We start from the raw sequence: 17,756 nt of genomic DNA, 5'->3' as shown, positions 1-17,756 counted from the left end.
GCTCCTATTGCATCTCCGCCCATTCGATGATCGCCAAGGGCGCAGGTATCAGCCCGGCCGACATTCTGGCTGCGCGCGCCGGCACGCTGACAGGCGGGCGCAATGGCGCCATCGTCGCGCTTGCCAAAGCCATCGTCGAGAAGAAGGGCCATGTTGCCGCCGCCGATATCAAGGCTGCCAAGACCGGCGGGCTCAGCGAGGCGGATATCCTTGAAGTAACCGCGCATGTGGTGAAGAACATCTTCACCAATTACGCCAACCACGTCGCTGACACAGACGTTGATTTTCCCAAGGTCGACCTCAAGCTGACGGCCTGATCCCTCGCACTCCCGGTGACATCTGTGAAGGCCGCCTTCCGGGGCGGCCTTTTCTATTGCCCGTTTTTTAAGCGATGATGCCCTGCACGCGCCATTGCACCTTTCTCAGGCACGTGCACAATTCTTCCTGGCGGCGATTGGCTGACGTCGCAGCGTGAGGACGATCAAGGGTGACCATGCCTTTCGATGAAATGCATTCCGATCCTGCGGGAATTCGTTCCCCCTATCGCGATATCCAGTCATGGCTTGAATCAGCCCCCCTTGAGATGCTGGCACGCAAGCGTCATGAAGCCGAACTGTTCTTCCGCCGCATCGGCATCACCTTCGCCGTATACGGCGACAAGGAAGGCTCTGAACGTCTTATTCCCTTTGATATCGTGCCGCGTATTCTCTCACGCCAGGAATGGCAGCGCCTGTCGCGCGGCCTTGAACAGCGCGTCAAGGCTCTGAACGCCTTCATCAAGGACGTTTACGGTGCCCGCGACTGTCTGAATGCCGGCATCATTCCAGCCGAGCTGGTGCTGCAAAATCCGTCGTTCAGACCGGAAATGACCCGCATCCGCACCGCCCACGACATCTACGTGATGATTGCCGGCATCGACATCGTCCGCGTTGATGCTGAGACCTTCTACGTGCTTGAGGATAATGCGCGCACCCCCTCGGGCGTCAGCTATATGCTGGAAAACCGCGAAGTCATGCTGCGCATGTTTCCCGAGCTGTTTCAAAACAACCGCGTGCTGCCGGTCGAGAACTACACCGACGATCTGCTTGCCACCCTGAAATCGATCGCGCCCCGCTCGGCCACCGCCGACCCCAATGTCGTGCTGCTGACACCGGGCGTCTATAATTCGGCCTATTACGAACACTCGTTTCTGGCCGACAAGCTCGGCATCGAGCTGGTTGAGGGCAGCGACCTCATCGTCAACGGCGATATCGTCTACATGCGCACCACCGAGGGATTGAAGCGCGTCGACGTCATCTATCGCCGCGTCGATGATGAATTCCTCGATCCGCTGGCCTTCAATCCGCACTCCATGCTGGGTGTTGCCGGGTTAATGGGCGCTTACAAGGCCGGCAACGTCTCGCTCACCAATGCGGTTGGCACCGGCGTTGCCGACGACAAAGCCGTTTACAGCTACATGCCCGAGATCATCCGCTTCTATCTTGGCGAGGAGGCGATCCTCAAGAATGTCCCGACCTGGCGGTGCCGTGAACCGGACGCGCTTGCCTATGTGCTGGAACACATCAGCGAGCTTGTCGTCAAAGAAGTTCACGGCTCAGGCGGCTACGGCATGCTGGTTGGTCCCAAGGCCGACAAGGCGACACGTGAGGCTTTTGCAGAAAAGCTGCGCGCCAACCCGGAAAATTACATCGCCCAGCCAACCCTCGCCCTCTCAACCGTGCCCACCCTGGTCGACGAAGGCATCGCGCCGCGCCATGTCGATCTGCGTCCCTTCGTCCTGTCAGGCGCTGACAAGATCCGCATCGTTCCAGGCGGCCTCACCCGCGTGGCGCTTCGCGAGGGATCACTGGTCGTCAATTCCTCGCAAGGCGGCGGCACCAAGGACACCTGGGTCGTTGATCAGTAAGGATACACCTGATGCTTTCCCGCACCGCCGATAATCTGTTCTGGCTGTCGCGCTATATAGAGCGGGCGGAAAACCTTGCCCGCATTCTCGATGTCGCCTCGCGCCTTGCCAATCTGCCATCGGCCTATGCCGGCACATCGAATGAATGGGAAAGCGCGGTGGCGACCGCTGCCTGCGTCGATACCTTCCATGACGCGTTTGACGAGGTAACCCCCGAGAACGTCATCGAATTTCTTGCCTTCTCGCCAACCAACCCCGGCTCGATCCGCAATTGCATCGAAACCGCTCGGCACAATGCCCGCGCTGTACGCACCGCGCTGACGGTCGAGATGTGGGAGATTATCAACAGCGCCTGGCTCGAATTGCAATCCCTGTCCGCCGAGCGCCTGCGCTCGGGGCCAGAGCTCGCGCGCTTTCTTGCCTGGGTGAAGGAAATGACGCTGCGCTTTGACGGCATCGCCTACCGGACGATGCTGCGCAATGACGCCTATTATTTCTCGCGCCTTGGCTTCCAGATCGAGCGGGCTGACAACACGGCCCGCATTCTTGACGTGAAATACCATGTCCTGCTGCCACAGACAGAACCGGTGGGCGGTGGGCTTGATTATTTCCAGTGGGCCGCCGTGCTGCGTTCGGTCTCGGCGCTGACCTCATATAACTGGATTTACCGCGACAGCGTCAAACCCTGGCTGGTCGCCGATTTTCTCATTCTGCGTGAGGAGATGCCGCGCTCGCTCGCCTGCTGCTACGGCAACATTGTCCGCTTTCTGGATGAGCTGGCTGTTTCCTATGGCCGGCAGGGCGACGCGCAACGCCTGTCACGGCGTGTCTCGTCGGATCTGCGCAACGCCACCATTGAAGGTATTTTTCAGGGCGGCCTCCATGAATTCATCTCGCAATTCATCGTTGGCAACAATCATGTCGCCCAGGCGATCACCAAACAATTCCTGACCTGAGGCGGCGATGCATATTCACGTGACTCACGAGACGATTTATACTTATCGCTCGCCCGTCAATCACCTCATCCAGATCCTCCGCCTCACCCCGCGTGGCCATGTGGGTCAATATGTCGGGAATTGGCGCCTTGAGATTGGCGCTGAATGCCGCGTCATCCGCGATGAGGATTCGTTCGGCAACATCACCCATGCCTTTTCCATCGACCGCGAGACCGAGAGCCTTCGTGTCATCGCCGAAGGCGATATTGAAACCGAGGACACAAACGGCGTTGTCCAAGGAGCGGTCGAACGCCTTCCCCGCGAATTCTACCTGCGCTCGAGCGCGCTCACCGAAGCCGACGCCGCGCTGCGCCATCTCGCCATCAGCCATGCCGACGCAGCCAGCCGCGATCAGCTCGCCGCCCTCCATGCGCTGATGCTCGATCTCCACCAGACGATCACTTTCAACACCAGCGCAACGACACCGGCCACGAGCGCCCGCGAGGCTTTCGCCGCCCGTCAGGGTGTGTGTCAGGATTTCGCCCAGATTTTTGTCACCATCAGCCGGGCGCTGGGCATCCCGGCGCGTTTCGTTGGTGGCTATCTCCTGCGCACAGATGACAAGGCGCAGCAGACAGCAGGACATGCCTGGGCCGAGGCCTATGTCAGCGGCCTTGGCTGGGTTGGCTTTGACGCCGCCAACTGCGTTTGCGTCACCGGGGACTATGTGCGGGTGGCGGCTGGGCTTGATTCACTGGATGCCACCCCCGTGCGCGGGGCACAGCGCGGCGGTGATGGCGAAGCGATGAGCGTCCGGGTAAAGGTCGAACCACTGCAGGCCGTGCGCACCCCCCGCCCTATCCCGGCAACCCAATCGCAATCGCAGGGATCATTTCCACCATCCCTGTCCTGACCAAGTTGTACAACCCGCTTCCCATTGCTAAGGCCAGCGCTGTGCCCTGCATCCGCGGGCAAGGTGCCTTGGGCAAGCAGCAAGGGAGAGCAAACGATGACCTATTGCGTCGGCATTCTGGTGAAGGACGGCATCGTGCTCATCGCCGACACCCGCACCAATGCCGGTTTCGATGACGTTTCGACCTATCGCAAGCTCCATGTCTTCTCGCGCCCCGGCGAAAAGCTGATCGCGCTTGCCACCGCCGGCAATCTGGCGGTGACGCAATCGGTCATTTCCATGGTGAGCGAGGGCATCAAGAACGAGGAAGGGACGATCGAAACCCTGCTCGATCAGCCCACCATGTTCAAGGCCGCCCAGTTTGTCGGGCGTGCCATTCGCGCCGTTTATGACGTGGACGGCCAGATGCTGTCGCAGACCGGCGCCAGCTTTGATGTCAGCATGCTGATGGCAGGCGAGATCAAGGGCGAGGCCATGCGCCTTTTCATGATCTACCGCGCCGGCAATTTCATCGAAGCCACCGCCGACACCTGTTATCTGCAGATCGGCGAGCACAAATACGGCAAGCCCATTCTCGACCGTGCTGTCAAATTCGACACCGAAATCTACGACGCGCTGAAGCTTGGCCTCATCTCGATGGATTCAACCATGCGCTCCAACCTCAGCGTCGGCCTGCCCATCGACATGCTGGTGGCGCGCCGTGGCGCCTGCGCTCCCGAACTTGCCACCCGGATCGAAGCGGGAGAGCCTTATTTTCACGATCTGCGCGAGCGCTGGTCAGCCGCCCTCCGCGCTGCCCATCTGGCGATCCCACGCCCGCCCTACAAACAGGCGGCGCAGAAATAAGAAAGCCCGCGCCATTCAATCCCGCCGACCGGAACGCCCATGCGCATCATCGATATCCGCGAGATAACGAAGCCCATCGCCTCGCCCATCCGCAACGCCTATATCGATTTTTCGAAAATGACGACGAGCCTGGTTGCCGTCATCACCGATGTGGTGCGGGGCGGCGAGCGCGTCGTCGGCTACGGGTTTAATTCCAATGGCCGTTACGGCCAGGGCGGGCTCATCCGCGAGCGCTTCCGCAATCGCCTTTTGGAGGCAGAGCCCGCGAGCCTCATCAATGAGGAAAATGACAATCTCTGCCCGCACAGGATCTGGGCAGCGATGATGGCCAATGAAAAGCCCGGCGGCCATGGCGAGCGCTCGGTGGCGGTGGGCACGATCGACATGGCGGTATGGGATGCGGTGGCAAAAATCGCCGAAAAACCGCTCTTTCGCCTGCTGGCCGACGGCAAGAAGCGCGACGCCAACCCCCGCGTCTTCGTCTATGCTGCCGGCGGATATTATTACCCCGGCAAAGACGATAGCGCGCTCTGCGCCGAGATGCGCTCTTACGTTGAGCGCGGCTACAATGTCGTCAAGATGAAGATCGGCGGCGCCAGCCTCGCTGAGGATCAGCGGCGCATCGAGGCAGTACTGCGCGAAATCGACGGCAAGGCGCAACTGGCGGTCGATGCCAATGGTCGTTTCGATCTGGAAACCGCCATCGCTTACGCCAAAATGCTGCGCGCCTACAGGCTCTTCTGGTTCGAGGAAGCGGGCGACCCGCTCGATTACGCCCTGCAGGCCGCAATCAGCGAATTCTATCCAGGAGCGATGGCAACCGGCGAAAACCTCTTCTCGCATCAGGATGCCCGCAACCTGCTGCGCCATGGCGGCATGCGCCCTGACCGCGACTGGCTGCAATTTGATTGCGCGCTTTCCTATGGGCTTGTTGAATATCTGCGCACGCTTGATGTCGTCCACCAGGCCGGCTGGTCACCCTCTCGCTTGATCCCCCATGGTGGCCACCAGATGTCGCTCAACATCGCCGCCGGCCTTGGCCTGGGGGGCAATGAAAGCTATCCCGATCTCTTCCAGCCCTATGGCGGCTTCCCCGATGGCGTGAATGTCTTCGACGGCCATATCACCATGCCAGACCTTCCCGGCATCGGCTTTGAGGGCAAGGCGGACCTGATCAAGGTGATGCGCGACCTGGCCGCGTGAGGGGACAGACTGAAACAGTCCTGGCAGAACCTGAAACAGCCTTGGCATAACCGGCCAAAGCCATTATGGGTTCCGCCCCTTCCCAACAGGCCGTCAGGGCGGACCATGCCGAGCACCGCGCCCCTTGTCTCGATCGGCATCGATTTCGGCACCAGCAATACCGTCATTGCGGTTGCGACTGCTGATGGGCGGGTCGAGGCCATCCGCTTCGATCATGGCGGAAAAAAACACAGCGTCTACGTCTCGGCGCTGTGCTTTTGGGAAGAGCAGCCGGGCAGCTCCGCCCAGACCGAGGGTGGGCCGTGGGCGATCGAGCAGTTTCTCGAAGGCCACCACGCCCATCGCTTCATCCAGTCGTTCAAGACCTTCGCGGCGAGCGCCAGCTTCAATTCCACCATTATTTTCCGGCAGCGCTACCGCTTCGAGGATCTTCTCGCAGCTTTCCTGCGCACGCTTGCCCGCCATGGCGGAGAAGCGTTCAGCTTCACAGCACCCGCCATCAACGTCGGCCGCCCGGTGCGGTTTGCCGGCAACAATCCCGACGAGGCGCTGGCGATACAGCGCTATCAGGCGGCTTTCGAGCGCCTCGGCGCCACGCATGTGCGCTATGTCTACGAGCCGGTCGGCGCGGCCTTCTCCTTCGCTCGCCATCTCGACCATGACGCGACCGTGCTGGTCGCCGATTTCGGCGGTGGCACCAGCGATTTTTCCCTGATGCGTTTCTCGCGCGCTGGTGACCGGCAGCGCGCCGAGGCGCTTGGCCATGGCGGCATCGGCATCGCCGGCGACACCTTCGATTATCGCATCGTCGACCACATCATCGCGCCGCGACTGGGAAAGGGCAGTTCCTACCGCTCCTTCGACAAGGTTCTGGAGATCCCCAACCATTATTATGCCAGTCTGGCGCGCTGGCATCATCTGGCGATGATGAAGAGCAATGGCGATCTGCGCGAATTGCGCAAGCTCGCCCATCTGGCGCTGCAGCCTGCCCTCTTGCGCGATTTCATCACCCTCGTCGACCTCGACCTCGGCTTTTTGCTCTACCGTGCCGTATCCGACACCAAAATCGCCTTGTCGGCCGGGGACGAGGTCGATTTCCATTTCGCCAGCAACGGCCTCGACATCCGCTCAACCATCACCAGGCGCGACTTTGAAACGTGGATCGCAGACGATATCGCCCGGCTCGGTGCCACCATCGACAAGGTGCTGAATGAGGCAGAAATTGCCGCCGGCGCGGTCGAAAAAGTCTTCCTGACCGGCGGCACCTCCTTCGTGCCGGCGGTGCGCCGCCTGTTCACCGAGCGTTTCGGCAGCGAGCGCCTGATATCGGCCGACCAGTTCACTTCAATCGCCTATGGCCTTGCCCTGATCGGCACCAGCCCGGAAGCGGAGCCGGCGGGGACCACGCCGCAGGGATGACGGCAGGAAGCAGGCTTATGAAAGCGAGCCCGCCGGCAAATCTTACGGAGGCATGAATGAAGACATTTCTTGGCGCAGAGAATGAATAAGCATTATCAGCTGGTAAAAATAGTCGCGCTTGAACTGGCCGGTGCGCTCAATCTCCCTCACGCAGGTCGTCCATCATGGCATCAATGGTCTTGAAGCGCAGCAGTTTTTCCGCCCGCGCTTCGCGCATGGCGGCGATGGTGGTTTCGTTGGGCACCAGCGGCTCGAACGGAAGGGTCTTCTCAACCGCAATACGCATCATCATCATGCGAAAGGCATCTGATGCGGTCAGGCCCATCGCATCGAGCACGGCGCTCGCCTCGTCCTTTACGCGCTGATTGATCCGCGCCCGTATCACTGCATTTTCGGCCATGTTCCGCCTGTGAGCTACAATGTAGCACAGATGGATATGACCGCAAAATTGTCAAGTAACGCCGCCTCCCCCACCTTGACACTTGCGCGCGTTCGGCAAGTCTGTAGCCAAACGCGCCTTCTGCCGCGCGCATAACAACAACACACTTCCGGGAGACCTGCCCATGTCCACCACCCCCAAAGTCGCCATCGTCACGGGTGCCGGCAGCGGCATCGGCAAGGCGGCGAGCCTGGCGCTGGCGAGAGCTGGCTTCGCGGTGGGGCTGGCTGGCAGGCGCAAGGACGCGCTAGCAGCGGTTGCGAAAGCAGCCCCCAACCCTGCCCTCATGCTGGCGCACCCCACTGATGTGGCCGATCCCGCCTCGGTTGCTTCGCTCTTTGCGGCGGTGAAGGCGAAATTCGGCCGGCTTGACCTTCTGTTCAACAATGCTGGCATCGGCGCTCCGGCGATCCCGATGGAAGACCTCACTTTTGAGCAATGGAAGGCGGTGGTTGATATCAACCTCACCGGTTCCTTCCTGTGCACGCAGGCAGCCATCCGTATCATGAAGGATCAGTCGCCACGCGGCGGGCGCATCATCAATAATGGCTCGATCTCGGCGCACGCCCCGCGCCCGAACTCCGTGCCCTATACCGCCACCAAACACGCCATCACCGGGCTCACCAAATCAACCTCGCTTGACGGGCGCCGCTACGATATTGCCTGCGGCCAGATCGACATCGGCAATGCCGCAACCGATATGGCCATGCGCATGGCCTCCGGCGTGCCGCAGGCCAATGGCGAGATCGCAATCGAGCCGTTGATGGACCCCGAACACGTTGCTGACACCATCGTTCACATGGCCTCGCTGCCGCTGGCGTCCAACGTGCAGTTCGTCACCATCATGGCGACCAAAATGCCTTTTGTTGGCAGGGGTTAACGGCGACAACTGAATCGTCAGTTGAGCGCCCACATGCCCGCCACCGGCTTGAGTTCGGCCGGCTTGATCAACCGCGAATGGGCAACCGCCACTGAAAACAACCTGCCCTCGATCTCGCGCTGCCAGAAGCTGAGGAATTTGTTGAGGATGGGAAAGCGCGGCGCCTCGTCATAATCCTGCCAGATGAAGGTTTGCAGCAGATGGGGATGATCGGGCATGCAGTAGAGAATATGCGCGGTGGTGAGGCCCGAGCCGCGCAATTGCGCCAGCAGATCTTTGTCCATCACAGATAGGTCGGTCATGGCTTGCTCCTCGATGAAGTTATCCTTCCTCGAATGCAGCCCCTCGCCGATCAAGCCCGACGCCTCCGCGCGTCTTTCGAACTCGTTCAGTGCCTCAATTCGACGCCCGAAAGATTAAGAAAGCATGACGTCATGATGCGGTGAAACGCGGTTCAAGCCCAACACTTATCCTCACGAACGCGTGGATGGAGGCGTGCTGGCCGCAATACTGACACAATCGGCAGTCGCAACGGGCAGGTCTTACTGCCGCGATCTCCTGGAGCCAGACATGACGCAAGAGATGATCTCACGCCGCTCGCTGATGGGGGCAGCGCTGGTACTGACCGCCTTACCAAAGCGCGCAGCAAGTGCAGCTGACGGTGATGCGCTGTTTGCTGAGCTGCTGAGAAAATACGTCGCGAACGGGCGCGATGGTATCAACCGCGTCGATTACCGGCGCTGGCACGCTGACGCCCAGGACCGGATGGCGCTTGGCGCCTACATCGCCATGTTGGCACGCGCGCGCCCCTCGCAGATGGCGCGCCCGCAAGCCCTGGTCTTCTGGGCAAACCTCTACAATGCGCTCACGCTGAAGGTGATCCTTGATCATTATCCGGTGAAATCGATCCGCGACATCCGCAGCCAGTCCAGCCTGCTCGACCTCAAGGCGCTGATTGGTCCGTGGCGCACCCAGCTGGTGAGCATCGAGGGAAAAAGCCTGTCTCTGGACGACATCGAGCATGGCATCATGCGCCCGACATTCGCCGATCCGCGAGTCCACTATGCGGTCAATTGCGCCTCTATCGGCTGCCCCAACCTGCAACCGGCGCCCTGGCGCGCGGCAAGCCTCGATGGCGATCTTGATGCCGCCGCCCGTGCCTATGTCAACCACCCGCGCGCGGTGACGGTGAAAGCCGATGGATCGCTGAAGATATCCAGCATCTATCGCTGGTTCATCGAGGATTTCGGCGGCAATGATGCGGGCATCCTGCGCCATCTGCGCCAGTTCGCCAATGCTGATCTGGCGGAGCGCCTGGCAGGCACGCCGCGCATCAGCGAAGATGGTTATGACTGGACGCTCAATGCGCCCGGCACAGGCGCCGGTTGACAGGCGTGCTCCTGAACGCCCGCCGTCCTGTCCGGTGGTGCACCGCAGGCGTGCTTGCTGTGATGGCGATGTCAGCAGCCATCTCAGCGGAGACAACACAGGGCATAACGCCACCGCGTATCAGCGTCGATTATGATGCCGCCGCTCAAACTGTTCGTGTCCTTGCCTCGATCGACATTCCCGCTCCTCGCCCTGTGGTGTGGCGGGTGATGAATGATTGCACCTACGCGTTTCGGATTGTTTCCGGCCTCAAAACCTGCCGTATCCTCGAGATGACACGCAGCGGCGATATCCGCGAGCATGTCATCAATCCGGCCTTCCCCCTGCCTGAAATCCGTAGTGTCTTCCGCTCCGACTATATTGAGCCACGGCTCATCCGCTTCCGCCAGATCACCGGCGACTATGTTCATTCCAATGGCGAATGGCGCCTGGAGTTGCTGGGGACGGGCACGCGCGTGGTCTATGATGCAGCGCTCGCCCTCACCATTCCCCTGCCGGCCATGTTGATCCGTGCGAAAATCCGCAGCGATTTTCTTGTGACCTTGCGTGCGCTGCGCCGGGAAGCGGTTGCGGCCGCCGCCAAATGACGGCCGGCCTACCCCCGTTGCGCATTTCGCTCATCATCCCTGCACGTAATGAGGCGGAGAACCTTTCCTCCCTGCTGCAAACACGCGCTTTGGCGGATTTCGCCGAGATCATCGTCGTTGATAATGGCAGCAGCGATGACACCCCGCATATCGTTGCTGCAAGCCCCGGCGTCGTTCTGGCGCGCAGCGCGCCTGGACGCGGACAGGCGATGAATGCGGGTGCGGCGGTGAGCAAAGGCGACGTCCTGTTCTTCCTCCACGCCGACAGTCGCTTGCCCGCGCAGGCACAAGCCGCCATCCGCGCCGCCTTGTCGGACGCCCGTGTCATCGCCGGCTGCTTTCGGCTGGCGTTTGATCGCAGCAGCGCCACCCTGTCGCTCTCCGCCTGGATGACGCGCTTCGATACCTGCGTCACCACCTTTGGTGACCAGGGTTATTTCATCCGCCGCAGCGCCTTTGAGCGTCTCGGTGGTTTTGCCGCATGGCCCATTCTGGAAGATGTTGACATGCGCCAGCGGCTGCGGGGCTTGGGAATATTTCGCAAGCTTGACCTCGCCATCACCACCTCCGCGCGCCGCTTTGCCCGCCATGGCCCGCTGCGCCAGCAATTGCGCAATTGCCTGATCCTCTCCCTCTACGGGCTGGGGGTGTCGCCGCATCGTCTGGCACGGCTCTATCGCCCGCAAGCTTGAGCCATTGGTGATGAAGGGATGCGGCATCAAAGGGTGCCAGCCACTGTGGCACCATCACCCGTTAACCCAAGCTCGGCCAAATCCCGCACGCGTGGCGCCGGCAAAATGCTGCAACAGCCCAATTTTATCGGGGATAACGACAGAGCTCATGGCCGTTTGCGGCCAGAAGCACTAATCATGGAGCTTCGCACGATGGCGGCAGGGGATGGTGGAACATGCGCGTTTGCGCTCTCATTACGACCTTTATCCTCGCTCTGGCGACCCTCCAGCCTGTCGCAGCCCAACCCTCGCCAGCACAGAAGGATGCCAGCGGCCAGTCCTGCGGCCGCATCCAGTCGATATGCGCGGCCCGCTGCAAGACGCGCGCGCCCACCGACACCAATTGCCTCGCCGATCACTGCACGCCCAAACTCGAGGAATGCCTGACGACCGGTTGCTGGCAGGAAGGCAGGCTCTACGGCGGCAAGCTTACCTGCAATCTGGTGAAATCACGGCGCTGAGCCCGGCGCCAGACGCTTCTCGAACCAGTGGTGGGCATAGGGATTGTCGTTGAAGCGGGCGATCTCGCGATAACCCTCGCGGCGGTAAAGCGCCTGCGCCTCGTGAAGCGTACGATTGGTATCGAGCCTGAGGACCTCAAGGCCGCGCTCGCCCGCGATCACTTCGAGCCGGTCGAGCAGCCGCTTGGCAATGCCAAGACCGCGCGCGCCGGGCGCCGTCCACACCCGCTTGATCTCACCCGACACGCCATCGGCCCCGCACACCAGTACGCCGCAGCCCACAGCCTCTCCTTCAAGCGTTGCCAGCACGAAATAGCCCCGCGGAGGGCGCATATCAGCGTCATTCGCCGGATTTGCCGCCGGATCAAAACCAGCCTCGAAGCGGGTCGCAAGCTCACGGTAATACGCTTCAAGACAGGCGCGTGCCGCAATATCGTCAGGCGCCACGACCGCAAAGGTTACGGCGCCGACCCGCTGCTGGTTGAAGCGAGGAACAGGCTGGAGCGTTTTCGGGCTCATGAGCTGACTTTAGCCGGACAATGCCCGCAGGCAAGCCCGTATCACGCGCCTCGCCTGCCGATATGCTCTTTCAGAAAATCGACCATCGCCCGCACCTTGCGCGGCAGGAAGGCGCGGCTCGGGTAAACGATCCACGCGGCGGTGGTGAAGCTGGTGGGGGTAACGTTCAGGCCGGGAAAGAGGTCGATCAGCCGCCCATCCGCCAGCGGATCGGCCACCAGCCAGTCAGCGAGCATGGCCGGGCCAAGACCGGCCAGAACCGCACCGCGCAGCGCCAGCGGCGTTGATACGAGAATATCACCGGCAATATCGACAGCCTTTTCCGCGCCTGTCGCACTGCGATAGCGAAATCCACTGCGAAAGCCCGGCAGGTCGAGCAGCAGGCAGCGCTCGCTTGACAAGGCTTCCGGCGTTGGCGGCGCGCGATGGGTGGTGAGCCAGCCGGGACTTGCCACCAGCTTGTAATGCGTATCGACGAGCTTGGAAGCGATGACATCCCCTTGAAGCGCCGCCCCCAGCCGGATCGCCAGGTCGATGCGTTCGCCGACGAGATCGAGATTGCTGTCGGTAAACACCAGATCAAGTTTCAGATCGGGATAAAGCCGGCGGAATTCACCAACCAGCGGCATCACGCAGATTTCGCCATACGCAACCGACGCCGTCAGGCGCAACGTCCCGCTGACGGTTTCCGTCATATCGAGCGCTTCGCTGCGCGCGCGGCGCAACTCCTCAAGAATGGCATCGAGGCGCTTGACAAACGCGTCACCCGCTTCGGTCAGCGTCAGCCGCCTTGTGCTGCGCTGGAAAAGGCGCAGCCCCAACTCCTCTTCGAGCCGGGCAATCACACGCGACACCGAGGAGGGATCAATCGCACGTTCCTTGGCTGCCGCAGCGAAACTGCCGCGCTGCGCCACATCGAGCAGGAGCGAGAGGTTTTCAATATCCATTCGTGCAAGATACGCATTTCAATCGTGGATGACTACCTATTTTTGACAGCCACTTGCACGAATATACCAGCCGCATCGCCGCTGAAGCGGCATGCATGCAGGAGACGCCCGTGACGAATTTCACCGTACATACCCTTGACTCAGCCCCCGCCGCTTCCCGCCCGCTGCTGGAAAAGACGCAGGCGGATTGGAGTTTCGTGCCAACCCTCCACGCCACGCTGGCCGAAAGTCCGGCGACCTTGCAGGGCTATCGCGATCTCTTCGCACTTGTTCAGCAATCATCCTTCGCGCCGGCTGAACAGCAGGTCGCCTATCTCGCCGTCAACGTTATGCACGGTTGCGAATACTGCACCGCCGGCCATACCTTTCTTGCGCGCCAGGTCGGGCTTGCCGAGGACGCCATCCAGGCGCTGCGCAACCAGAAACCGATCGCCGATGCCCGCCTTGAAGCTCTGCGCCGCTTCACCGAGACGGTCGTTGCCAGCCGCGGACACGCCGGTGATCAGGTCGTTGATGCCTTCATCGCTGCCGGCTTCACCCGCGCCCAGGTCCTCGAAGTGGTGCTGATCATCGCCACCAAGACCATCTCGAATTACGTCAACCACCTCACCCATACCCCCAAGGAAAGCTTCATGAGCGATCCGTCACTGGGTTGGTCAGCCCCCAAAGCAGCCTGACGACGCCAATCGAGGAGAAGATAATGGCAAAGATAGCTTTTCTCGGCCTTGGCGCCATGGGGTCACGCATGGCGCGCAGCCTCATCGCTGCCGGGCACGAGATGACAGTATGGAACCGGTCCGCAGCCCTTGCCCGCGCGCTTGCCGATCACGGGGCGATGATTGCTTCGAGCCCACGCGCCGCTGCGACCGGCGCCGACATCGTCATCGCCATGCTGCGCGATGATCAGGCCTCGCGCAGTGTCTGGCTTGATGACGACGATGGCGCGCTTGCCGGCATGTCCGCTGGCGCGCTCGCCATCGAATGCTCGACGCTGACGGTTGCCTGGGCACGTGAACTGGCCGGAGCCGTCCACAAGGCTGGTCACAGCTTCCTTGATGCTCCGGTCGTCGGGTCCCGTCCCCAGGCCGAGGGCCGCCAGTTGATCTTCCTCGCCGGCGGAGCAGCAAGCGATGTCGAGCGGGCAACACCGTTCTTCAGCGCCATGGGCCAGGCAACCCATCACGTTGGCGGCAATGGCTGCGGTTCAGCGGTGAAGCTGGCGGTCAACGCCCTCTTCGCTATTCAGGTCGCGGGCATGGCCGAGTTGATCACCATGCTCAAGGCCGACGGCGTCGATATCACCCGCGCGGTCGAGGTCATCGGCGCGACACCGGTCGCCAGCGTGGCCGCCAAGGGTGCGGCAGCCTCCATGCTTGCCGGCAATTTCGCCCCGATGTTTCCGGTCGAACTGGTGGCAAAAGACCTTGACTATGTCGCCAGCGCCGTTGCCGCTGGACGAAACCGCGCGCCCCTCTCGGCTGCAACCCGCCTTGCCATGGGAGAAGCCATCGCCAAGGGGTTTGGCAATGACAACCTGACCGGCGTGGTGCGCATTTACAACTGAGGCATGACGACAGCCCGGCTTGCCAAGCCGGGCTGTCTGCGCCATCACGGACGCCATGATCCCAGCCGCTCCGCCACCTCTATCACCAGGCTTCCACGCCGTCCCTGCCGGCCATCTGGCGGCCATCGTCACCGCACTCGACATGCACGCGCCGCGCGGCACCCCTCCTCGTCCGTTGCCGGAGGGCTATGTCCTTAATCAGCAGAAATCCCCGTCAAACGAGTGGTATCTCGCGCTTTTTCGTGCCATTGGCGCACCCTGGCTGTGGACCTCGCGGTTGCGCCTGTCGCCCCCTGCCCTGACAGCCATCCTGACCTCGCCCGACGTCGACATCTACGCCCTTCACGAGGGCAGCGCCGATGGCGATCCGGTTGGCCTGCTTGAGCTTGATTTTTCGACGACCGGCCAATGCGAGGTGGCCTTCTTCGGTCTGGTTGATCGCTGCCGGCGCCGCGGCCTTGGTCGCCCGATGATGGATTTCGCGCTCCATCATGCCTGGTCGCGGCCGGGCGTGGAGTGTGTATGGATCCATACATGCTCGCTCGATGATCCGGCAGCCTTGCGCTTTTATCAGTCCTGCGGCTTCAAGCCTTACGCCCGTCAGGTCGAAATCCTGGCCGATCCACGCCTTGCCGGCATCCTGCCGGCCGATTGCGCCCCCCTGCACCCGCTTCTTTAGCCTCATCGTCCCTTGTAACGCGATGCGGCAACGGCAATCAGGATCAGCGCCGCACCAATGCCCTGAACGGCACTGATGGGTTCAAGCAGGATAAGAAGCGCCAGAAGCGCAGTCATCACCGGCTGGGCCAGAACCGCGAGCGCAACTGGCGCCACCGACAGACGCCCGATGGCAAAGGCGGTCAGGCCTTGTCCGAGCGCGTGTGAGATCAGACCAAGACCTATCAACGGCAGCCAGCCAGCCGGTGAGCGCGGCCACATCGCGCCGCCATCCACAAGTGCCAGAACGAACAAGGCGAGGGCTGCGACCAGGCTGGAGCGCCACATGACGAGCGCGCTTGATAGGCGCGCCTGCGCCCGTTTGAGAAAGATGAAATAAGCGCCGTAGGCAACAGCCGCACCGAGCGCCATCACATCGCCGAAGCCAAGCGCGGCAAGGCTCGCCTTGGCGCCACCCATCAGCCAGGCGCCGAAGAGGGCGATGCCAAGCGCCACCCAGACGATTGGTCCGATGCGCTCCTTGAGGATGAGCGCGCTTGCCGCCACCGCCAGGATCGACGCCATATTGGCAATGAACGACGCGTTGGTGACCGAGGTCGTTGCAATCGCCAGATGAAAAAACGCCAGGTCAGCTGCAAAGCACAGACCGGCGGCAAGCGAATCAAACCAGCCGCCAGCCGTCGGCCTGTCGCCCTTTCCGGGCGCAGCAAAGCGCGTCCACACATAGAGCGCCGGCATGGCAATTGCCATGCGCCAGAAGGCGCTTTCGAGCGGCCCGACATCGGAAAAGCGCACAAAAAGCGCCGACCACGAGATGGTGAACACCGACAGGCCAAGGGCGATCCAGCCGGCTGCCTCCGGGCTCAGAGGTGACCGATGCCCCTTTCCGCTTGTCTGCATGTCCTTCACCATCCCCACTTCCGCCGCGCCAAGCTTAGCGACTGAACGGAAGGGCGAATAATCAAACTCGGTGACGGATTGGCGCCAGCGCGCTTATCAATCGCGGGGCGCCGGATTGGCGGCGAAGAGCCAGCCGGCAAAGATGCCAGCACAGCCCGCGCCGATCATCTGGGCGATCACAAAGGGCAGGACATCACCAAGGCGTATGCCGGCGAAGGTGGCGGTAAAGGAGCGGGCAAGTGTCACGGCAGGGTTTGCAAACGAGGTCGAGGCGGTAAACCAATAGGCGGCCGTGATCGTCAGTCCCACCAATACCGGCGTTGCCTCCGGGCGATAGCGCAGACTGCCGAGGATGGCAAACAGCAGACAGAAACTCGCCACACCCTCCGCCAGCCATTGCGCCGGGCCGCTGCGCACCGCAATGCCCGCCTGCAGCAATGGCACGTCGAACATGGCATGCGCCATGATCGTTCCGCCCACACCGCCGATACATTGAGCAAGGATATAAGGCACGACCTCGCGTCGCGGTGACACGCCGCGTGCCGCCTGCACCAGGGTGACCAGCGGATTGAAATGCGCTCCCGACAAGGGGCCGATGATCGAAATCAGCACCACGAGGATAGCCCCGGTCGCAATCGTATTGGCGAGAAGGGCGATGGCGACGTTGCCACCGGCAAGCCGCTCGCCCATGATTCCAGAACCGACCACGGTGGCGACCAGAATGGCTGTGCCGATCCCCTCACCGGCAAGACGACGGCTGATATCAGACGGTGACATTGACGTCCCCTTCCTGCTTCAGCGCTTCCTCGTGGATTGATTGCAGCGCCGCGCGGATCGTCATCGGCTCCATGGTATGAAGCGGCAGGGCGACCAGCGCTTCGATCCGCCGGCGCAAGCAATGATACGTCGTTTCGAAGGCTGCCAGCTTGTCAGCCTGCTCGCCCTCCGCGTCCGAGGGATCAGCAAGCCCCCAATGGGCCGACACCGGATGCCCCGGCCATACCGGACAGGCCTCCCCCGCCGCCTGATCGCACACCGTTATAATGATATCGACGGGAGGAGCGCCGGGAACGGCAAATTCATCCCATGATTTCGAACGCAGCCCGTCGACATCATGCCCATTAGCGCGCAAAGTGGCGACCGCGAGCGGGTTTGGCATGCCTTTGGGCGAGGAGCCGGCGCTAAGGCCGATGAATGTGCCATCGCCGAGCGACGACACAAGTCGCTCGCCAAGGACGGAGCGGGCGGAATAGCCGGTGCACAGCACCAGCACGCGGTAGGGAGGGGTCAGCATCGCATGATCCTGGGGATGGGCGGGGACATCAGGGAGAGACGAAAATGCGGCAAGCCCTGCACAGCAATCGCGTTGCAGGAAGGCGGCGAGTTTGCCGCCAATCGACAGATCGGCGCGGTAGATGATACGCCGCCCGACGCGACGC

General features: G+C 61.8%; 22 protein-coding genes. 15 read left to right on the top strand and 7 right to left on the bottom strand.

The window, feature by feature from the left end; genetic code table 11:
• The 7 genes from ACINK1_RS07170 to ACINK1_RS07140 form a co-directional block, all read left to right on the top strand.
• The coding region (locus ACINK1_RS07170; protein ID WP_395760044.1) for a carboxymuconolactone decarboxylase family protein at window positions 1–317 on the top strand (317 nt) is incomplete at its 5' end.
• Between the two features lie 170 nt (window positions 318–487).
• A complete protein-coding gene (locus ACINK1_RS07165; protein WP_376801170.1) occupies window positions 488–1,906 on the top strand; it encodes a circularly permuted type 2 ATP-grasp protein in 1,419 nt (472 codons plus the stop codon).
• Window positions 1,907–1,917: 11 nt separating this feature from the next.
• A complete protein-coding gene (locus ACINK1_RS07160; protein ID WP_376801171.1) occupies window positions 1,918–2,862 on the top strand; it encodes an alpha-E domain-containing protein in 945 nt (314 codons plus the stop codon).
• Window positions 2,863–2,869: 7 nt separating this feature from the next.
• A complete protein-coding gene (locus ACINK1_RS07155; RefSeq protein WP_376801172.1) occupies window positions 2,870–3,754 on the top strand; it encodes a transglutaminase domain-containing protein in 885 nt (294 codons plus the stop codon).
• A gap of 96 nt (window positions 3,755–3,850) precedes the next feature.
• Entirely contained in the window at window positions 3,851–4,600 is a 750-nt protein-coding gene (locus tag ACINK1_RS07150; protein WP_376801173.1) for a peptidase, read from the top strand.
• Window positions 4,601–4,639: 39 nt separating this feature from the next.
• A complete protein-coding gene (locus ACINK1_RS07145; protein WP_376801174.1) occupies window positions 4,640–5,803 on the top strand; it encodes a mandelate racemase/muconate lactonizing enzyme family protein in 1,164 nt (387 codons plus the stop codon).
• A gap of 105 nt (window positions 5,804–5,908) precedes the next feature.
• Entirely contained in the window at window positions 5,909–7,222 is a 1,314-nt protein-coding gene (locus ACINK1_RS07140) for an Hsp70 family protein (protein ID WP_376801175.1), read from the top strand.
• Window positions 7,223–7,358: 136 nt separating this feature from the next.
• On the opposite strand, the gene ACINK1_RS07135 is transcribed toward ACINK1_RS07140, so the two are convergent.
• On the bottom strand, window positions 7,359–7,622 hold the full coding sequence (locus tag ACINK1_RS07135) for a type II toxin-antitoxin system RelB/DinJ family antitoxin (RefSeq protein WP_376801176.1): 264 nt from the start codon (window positions 7,620–7,622) through the stop codon (window positions 7,359–7,361).
• 163 nt (window positions 7,623–7,785) lie between these two features.
• On the opposite strand from ACINK1_RS07135, the gene ACINK1_RS07130 reads away from it, so the two are divergent.
• Window positions 7,786–8,541, top strand: coding sequence for an SDR family oxidoreductase (locus tag ACINK1_RS07130; protein WP_376801177.1), 756 nt, complete (start codon window positions 7,786–7,788; stop codon window positions 8,539–8,541).
• 17 nt (window positions 8,542–8,558) lie between these two features.
• On the opposite strand, the gene ACINK1_RS07125 is transcribed toward ACINK1_RS07130, so the two are convergent.
• Window positions 8,559–8,843 carry an usg protein gene (locus ACINK1_RS07125; RefSeq protein WP_376801178.1) on the bottom strand — a complete coding sequence of 95 codons (285 nt, stop codon included), beginning with the start codon at window positions 8,841–8,843 and terminating at the stop codon, window positions 8,559–8,561.
• Between the two features lie 268 nt (window positions 8,844–9,111).
• Between ACINK1_RS07125 and ACINK1_RS07120 the strand changes: the two genes are divergently transcribed.
• The 4 genes from ACINK1_RS07120 (at window position 9,112) to ACINK1_RS07105 (ending at window position 11,709) form a co-directional block, all read left to right on the top strand.
• Window positions 9,112–9,930 (top strand): DUF547 domain-containing protein, encoded by an 819-nt coding sequence (locus ACINK1_RS07120; RefSeq protein WP_376801179.1) that lies wholly within the window; start codon window positions 9,112–9,114, stop codon window positions 9,928–9,930.
• Window positions 9,931–9,992: 62 nt separating this feature from the next.
• Window positions 9,993–10,517 carry an SRPBCC family protein gene (locus ACINK1_RS07115; protein ID WP_376803048.1) on the top strand — a complete coding sequence of 175 codons (525 nt, stop codon included), beginning with the start codon at window positions 9,993–9,995 and terminating at the stop codon, window positions 10,515–10,517.
• A 17-nt stretch (window positions 10,518–10,534) separates the two neighbouring features.
• Window positions 10,535–11,209: a TIGR04283 family arsenosugar biosynthesis glycosyltransferase gene (locus tag ACINK1_RS07110; RefSeq protein ID WP_376801181.1), complete on the top strand. Its 675-nt coding sequence runs from the start codon at window positions 10,535–10,537 to the stop codon at window positions 11,207–11,209.
• 215 nt (window positions 11,210–11,424) lie between these two features.
• The gene (locus ACINK1_RS07105; RefSeq protein ID WP_376801182.1) at window positions 11,425–11,709 is read left to right on the top strand and encodes a hypothetical protein; all 285 of its coding nucleotides are present in this window, start codon (window positions 11,425–11,427) and stop codon (window positions 11,707–11,709) included.
• Here ACINK1_RS07105 and ACINK1_RS07100 read toward each other — a convergent pair.
• Complete coding sequence (locus ACINK1_RS07100; protein ID WP_376801183.1) at window positions 11,698–12,228, bottom strand: GNAT family N-acetyltransferase; 531 nt, start codon at window positions 12,226–12,228, stop codon at window positions 11,698–11,700. The genes ACINK1_RS07105 and ACINK1_RS07100 overlap by 12 nt on opposite strands.
• 41 nt (window positions 12,229–12,269) lie before the next feature.
• Complete coding sequence (locus tag ACINK1_RS07095; RefSeq protein WP_376801184.1) at window positions 12,270–13,175, bottom strand: LysR family transcriptional regulator; 906 nt, start codon at window positions 13,173–13,175, stop codon at window positions 12,270–12,272.
• 110 nt (window positions 13,176–13,285) lie between these two features.
• Between ACINK1_RS07095 and ACINK1_RS07090 the strand changes: the two genes are divergently transcribed.
• The 3 genes from ACINK1_RS07090 to ACINK1_RS07080 are packed head-to-tail and all read left to right on the top strand — an operon-like array spanning window position 13,286 to window position 15,418.
• The gene (locus ACINK1_RS07090; RefSeq protein ID WP_376801185.1) at window positions 13,286–13,852 is read left to right on the top strand and encodes a carboxymuconolactone decarboxylase family protein; all 567 of its coding nucleotides are present in this window, start codon (window positions 13,286–13,288) and stop codon (window positions 13,850–13,852) included.
• Between the two features lie 23 nt (window positions 13,853–13,875).
• Window positions 13,876–14,739 (top strand): NAD(P)-dependent oxidoreductase, encoded by an 864-nt coding sequence (locus ACINK1_RS07085; protein ID WP_376801186.1) that lies wholly within the window; start codon window positions 13,876–13,878, stop codon window positions 14,737–14,739.
• A 55-nt stretch (window positions 14,740–14,794) separates the two neighbouring features.
• Window positions 14,795–15,418, top strand: coding sequence for a GNAT family N-acetyltransferase (locus ACINK1_RS07080; protein ID WP_376801187.1), 624 nt, complete (start codon window positions 14,795–14,797; stop codon window positions 15,416–15,418).
• Window positions 15,419–15,420: 2 nt separating this feature from the next.
• Here ACINK1_RS07080 and ACINK1_RS07075 read toward each other — a convergent pair whose 3' ends face one another.
• The 3 genes from ACINK1_RS07075 to ACINK1_RS07065 form a co-directional block, all read right to left on the bottom strand.
• Window positions 15,421–16,317 (bottom strand): DMT family transporter, encoded by an 897-nt coding sequence (locus ACINK1_RS07075; protein ID WP_376801188.1) that lies wholly within the window; start codon window positions 16,315–16,317, stop codon window positions 15,421–15,423.
• Between the two features lie 96 nt (window positions 16,318–16,413).
• Window positions 16,414–17,094, bottom strand: coding sequence for an MIP/aquaporin family protein (locus ACINK1_RS07070; RefSeq protein ID WP_376801189.1), 681 nt, complete (start codon window positions 17,092–17,094; stop codon window positions 16,414–16,416).
• Window positions 17,081–17,756 (bottom strand): arsenate reductase ArsC (locus ACINK1_RS07065; protein ID WP_395760043.1); only part of this gene is annotated, 676 nt, incomplete at its 5' end. The genes ACINK1_RS07070 and ACINK1_RS07065, both read right to left, overlap by 14 nt.

This window comes from Raskinella chloraquaticus (SeqCode) (genome assembly GCF_021731865.1).
In the GTDB taxonomy this organism is placed as follows: domain Bacteria; phylum Pseudomonadota; class Alphaproteobacteria; order Rhizobiales; family UBA4765; genus Raskinella; species Raskinella chloraquaticus.
The sequence above is the reverse complement of the archived record's forward strand: the minus strand, read 5'-3'. Positions and strand labels throughout refer to the sequence as shown.

Excerpts from the sequence above, each read along its gene's own strand:
- ACINK1_RS07125 (WP_376801178.1), bottom strand. The coding sequence starts at position 8,843 with ATGACCGACCTATCTGTGATGGACAAAGATCTGCTGGCGCAATTGCGC.
- ACINK1_RS07095 (WP_376801184.1), bottom strand. The coding sequence starts at position 13,175 with ATGGATATTGAAAACCTCTCGCTCCTGCTCGATGTGGCGCAGCGCGGC.
- ACINK1_RS07080 (WP_376801187.1), top strand. The coding sequence starts at position 14,795 with ATGATCCCAGCCGCTCCGCCACCTCTATCACCAGGCTTCCACGCCGTC.
- ACINK1_RS07100 (WP_376801183.1), bottom strand. The coding sequence starts at position 12,228 with ATGAGCCCGAAAACGCTCCAGCCTGTTCCTCGCTTCAACCAGCAGCGG.
- ACINK1_RS07140 (WP_376801175.1), top strand. The coding sequence starts at position 5,909 with ATGCCGAGCACCGCGCCCCTTGTCTCGATCGGCATCGATTTCGGCACC.
- ACINK1_RS07085 (WP_376801186.1), top strand. The coding sequence starts at position 13,876 with ATGGCAAAGATAGCTTTTCTCGGCCTTGGCGCCATGGGGTCACGCATG.
- ACINK1_RS07070 (WP_376801189.1), bottom strand. The coding sequence starts at position 17,094 with ATGTCACCGTCTGATATCAGCCGTCGTCTTGCCGGTGAGGGGATCGGC.
- ACINK1_RS07115 (WP_376803048.1), top strand. The coding sequence starts at position 9,993 with ATGGCGATGTCAGCAGCCATCTCAGCGGAGACAACACAGGGCATAACG.
- ACINK1_RS07155 (WP_376801172.1), top strand. The coding sequence starts at position 2,870 with ATGCATATTCACGTGACTCACGAGACGATTTATACTTATCGCTCGCCC.
- ACINK1_RS07135 (WP_376801176.1), bottom strand. The coding sequence starts at position 7,622 with ATGGCCGAAAATGCAGTGATACGGGCGCGGATCAATCAGCGCGTAAAG.
- ACINK1_RS07160 (WP_376801171.1), top strand. The coding sequence starts at position 1,918 with ATGCTTTCCCGCACCGCCGATAATCTGTTCTGGCTGTCGCGCTATATA.
- ACINK1_RS07145 (WP_376801174.1), top strand. The coding sequence starts at position 4,640 with ATGCGCATCATCGATATCCGCGAGATAACGAAGCCCATCGCCTCGCCC.
- ACINK1_RS07130 (WP_376801177.1), top strand. The coding sequence starts at position 7,786 with ATGTCCACCACCCCCAAAGTCGCCATCGTCACGGGTGCCGGCAGCGGC.
- ACINK1_RS07075 (WP_376801188.1), bottom strand. The coding sequence starts at position 16,317 with ATGCAGACAAGCGGAAAGGGGCATCGGTCACCTCTGAGCCCGGAGGCA.
- ACINK1_RS07120 (WP_376801179.1), top strand. The coding sequence starts at position 9,112 with ATGACGCAAGAGATGATCTCACGCCGCTCGCTGATGGGGGCAGCGCTG.
- ACINK1_RS07105 (WP_376801182.1), top strand. The coding sequence starts at position 11,425 with ATGCGCGTTTGCGCTCTCATTACGACCTTTATCCTCGCTCTGGCGACC.
- ACINK1_RS07150 (WP_376801173.1), top strand. The coding sequence starts at position 3,851 with ATGACCTATTGCGTCGGCATTCTGGTGAAGGACGGCATCGTGCTCATC.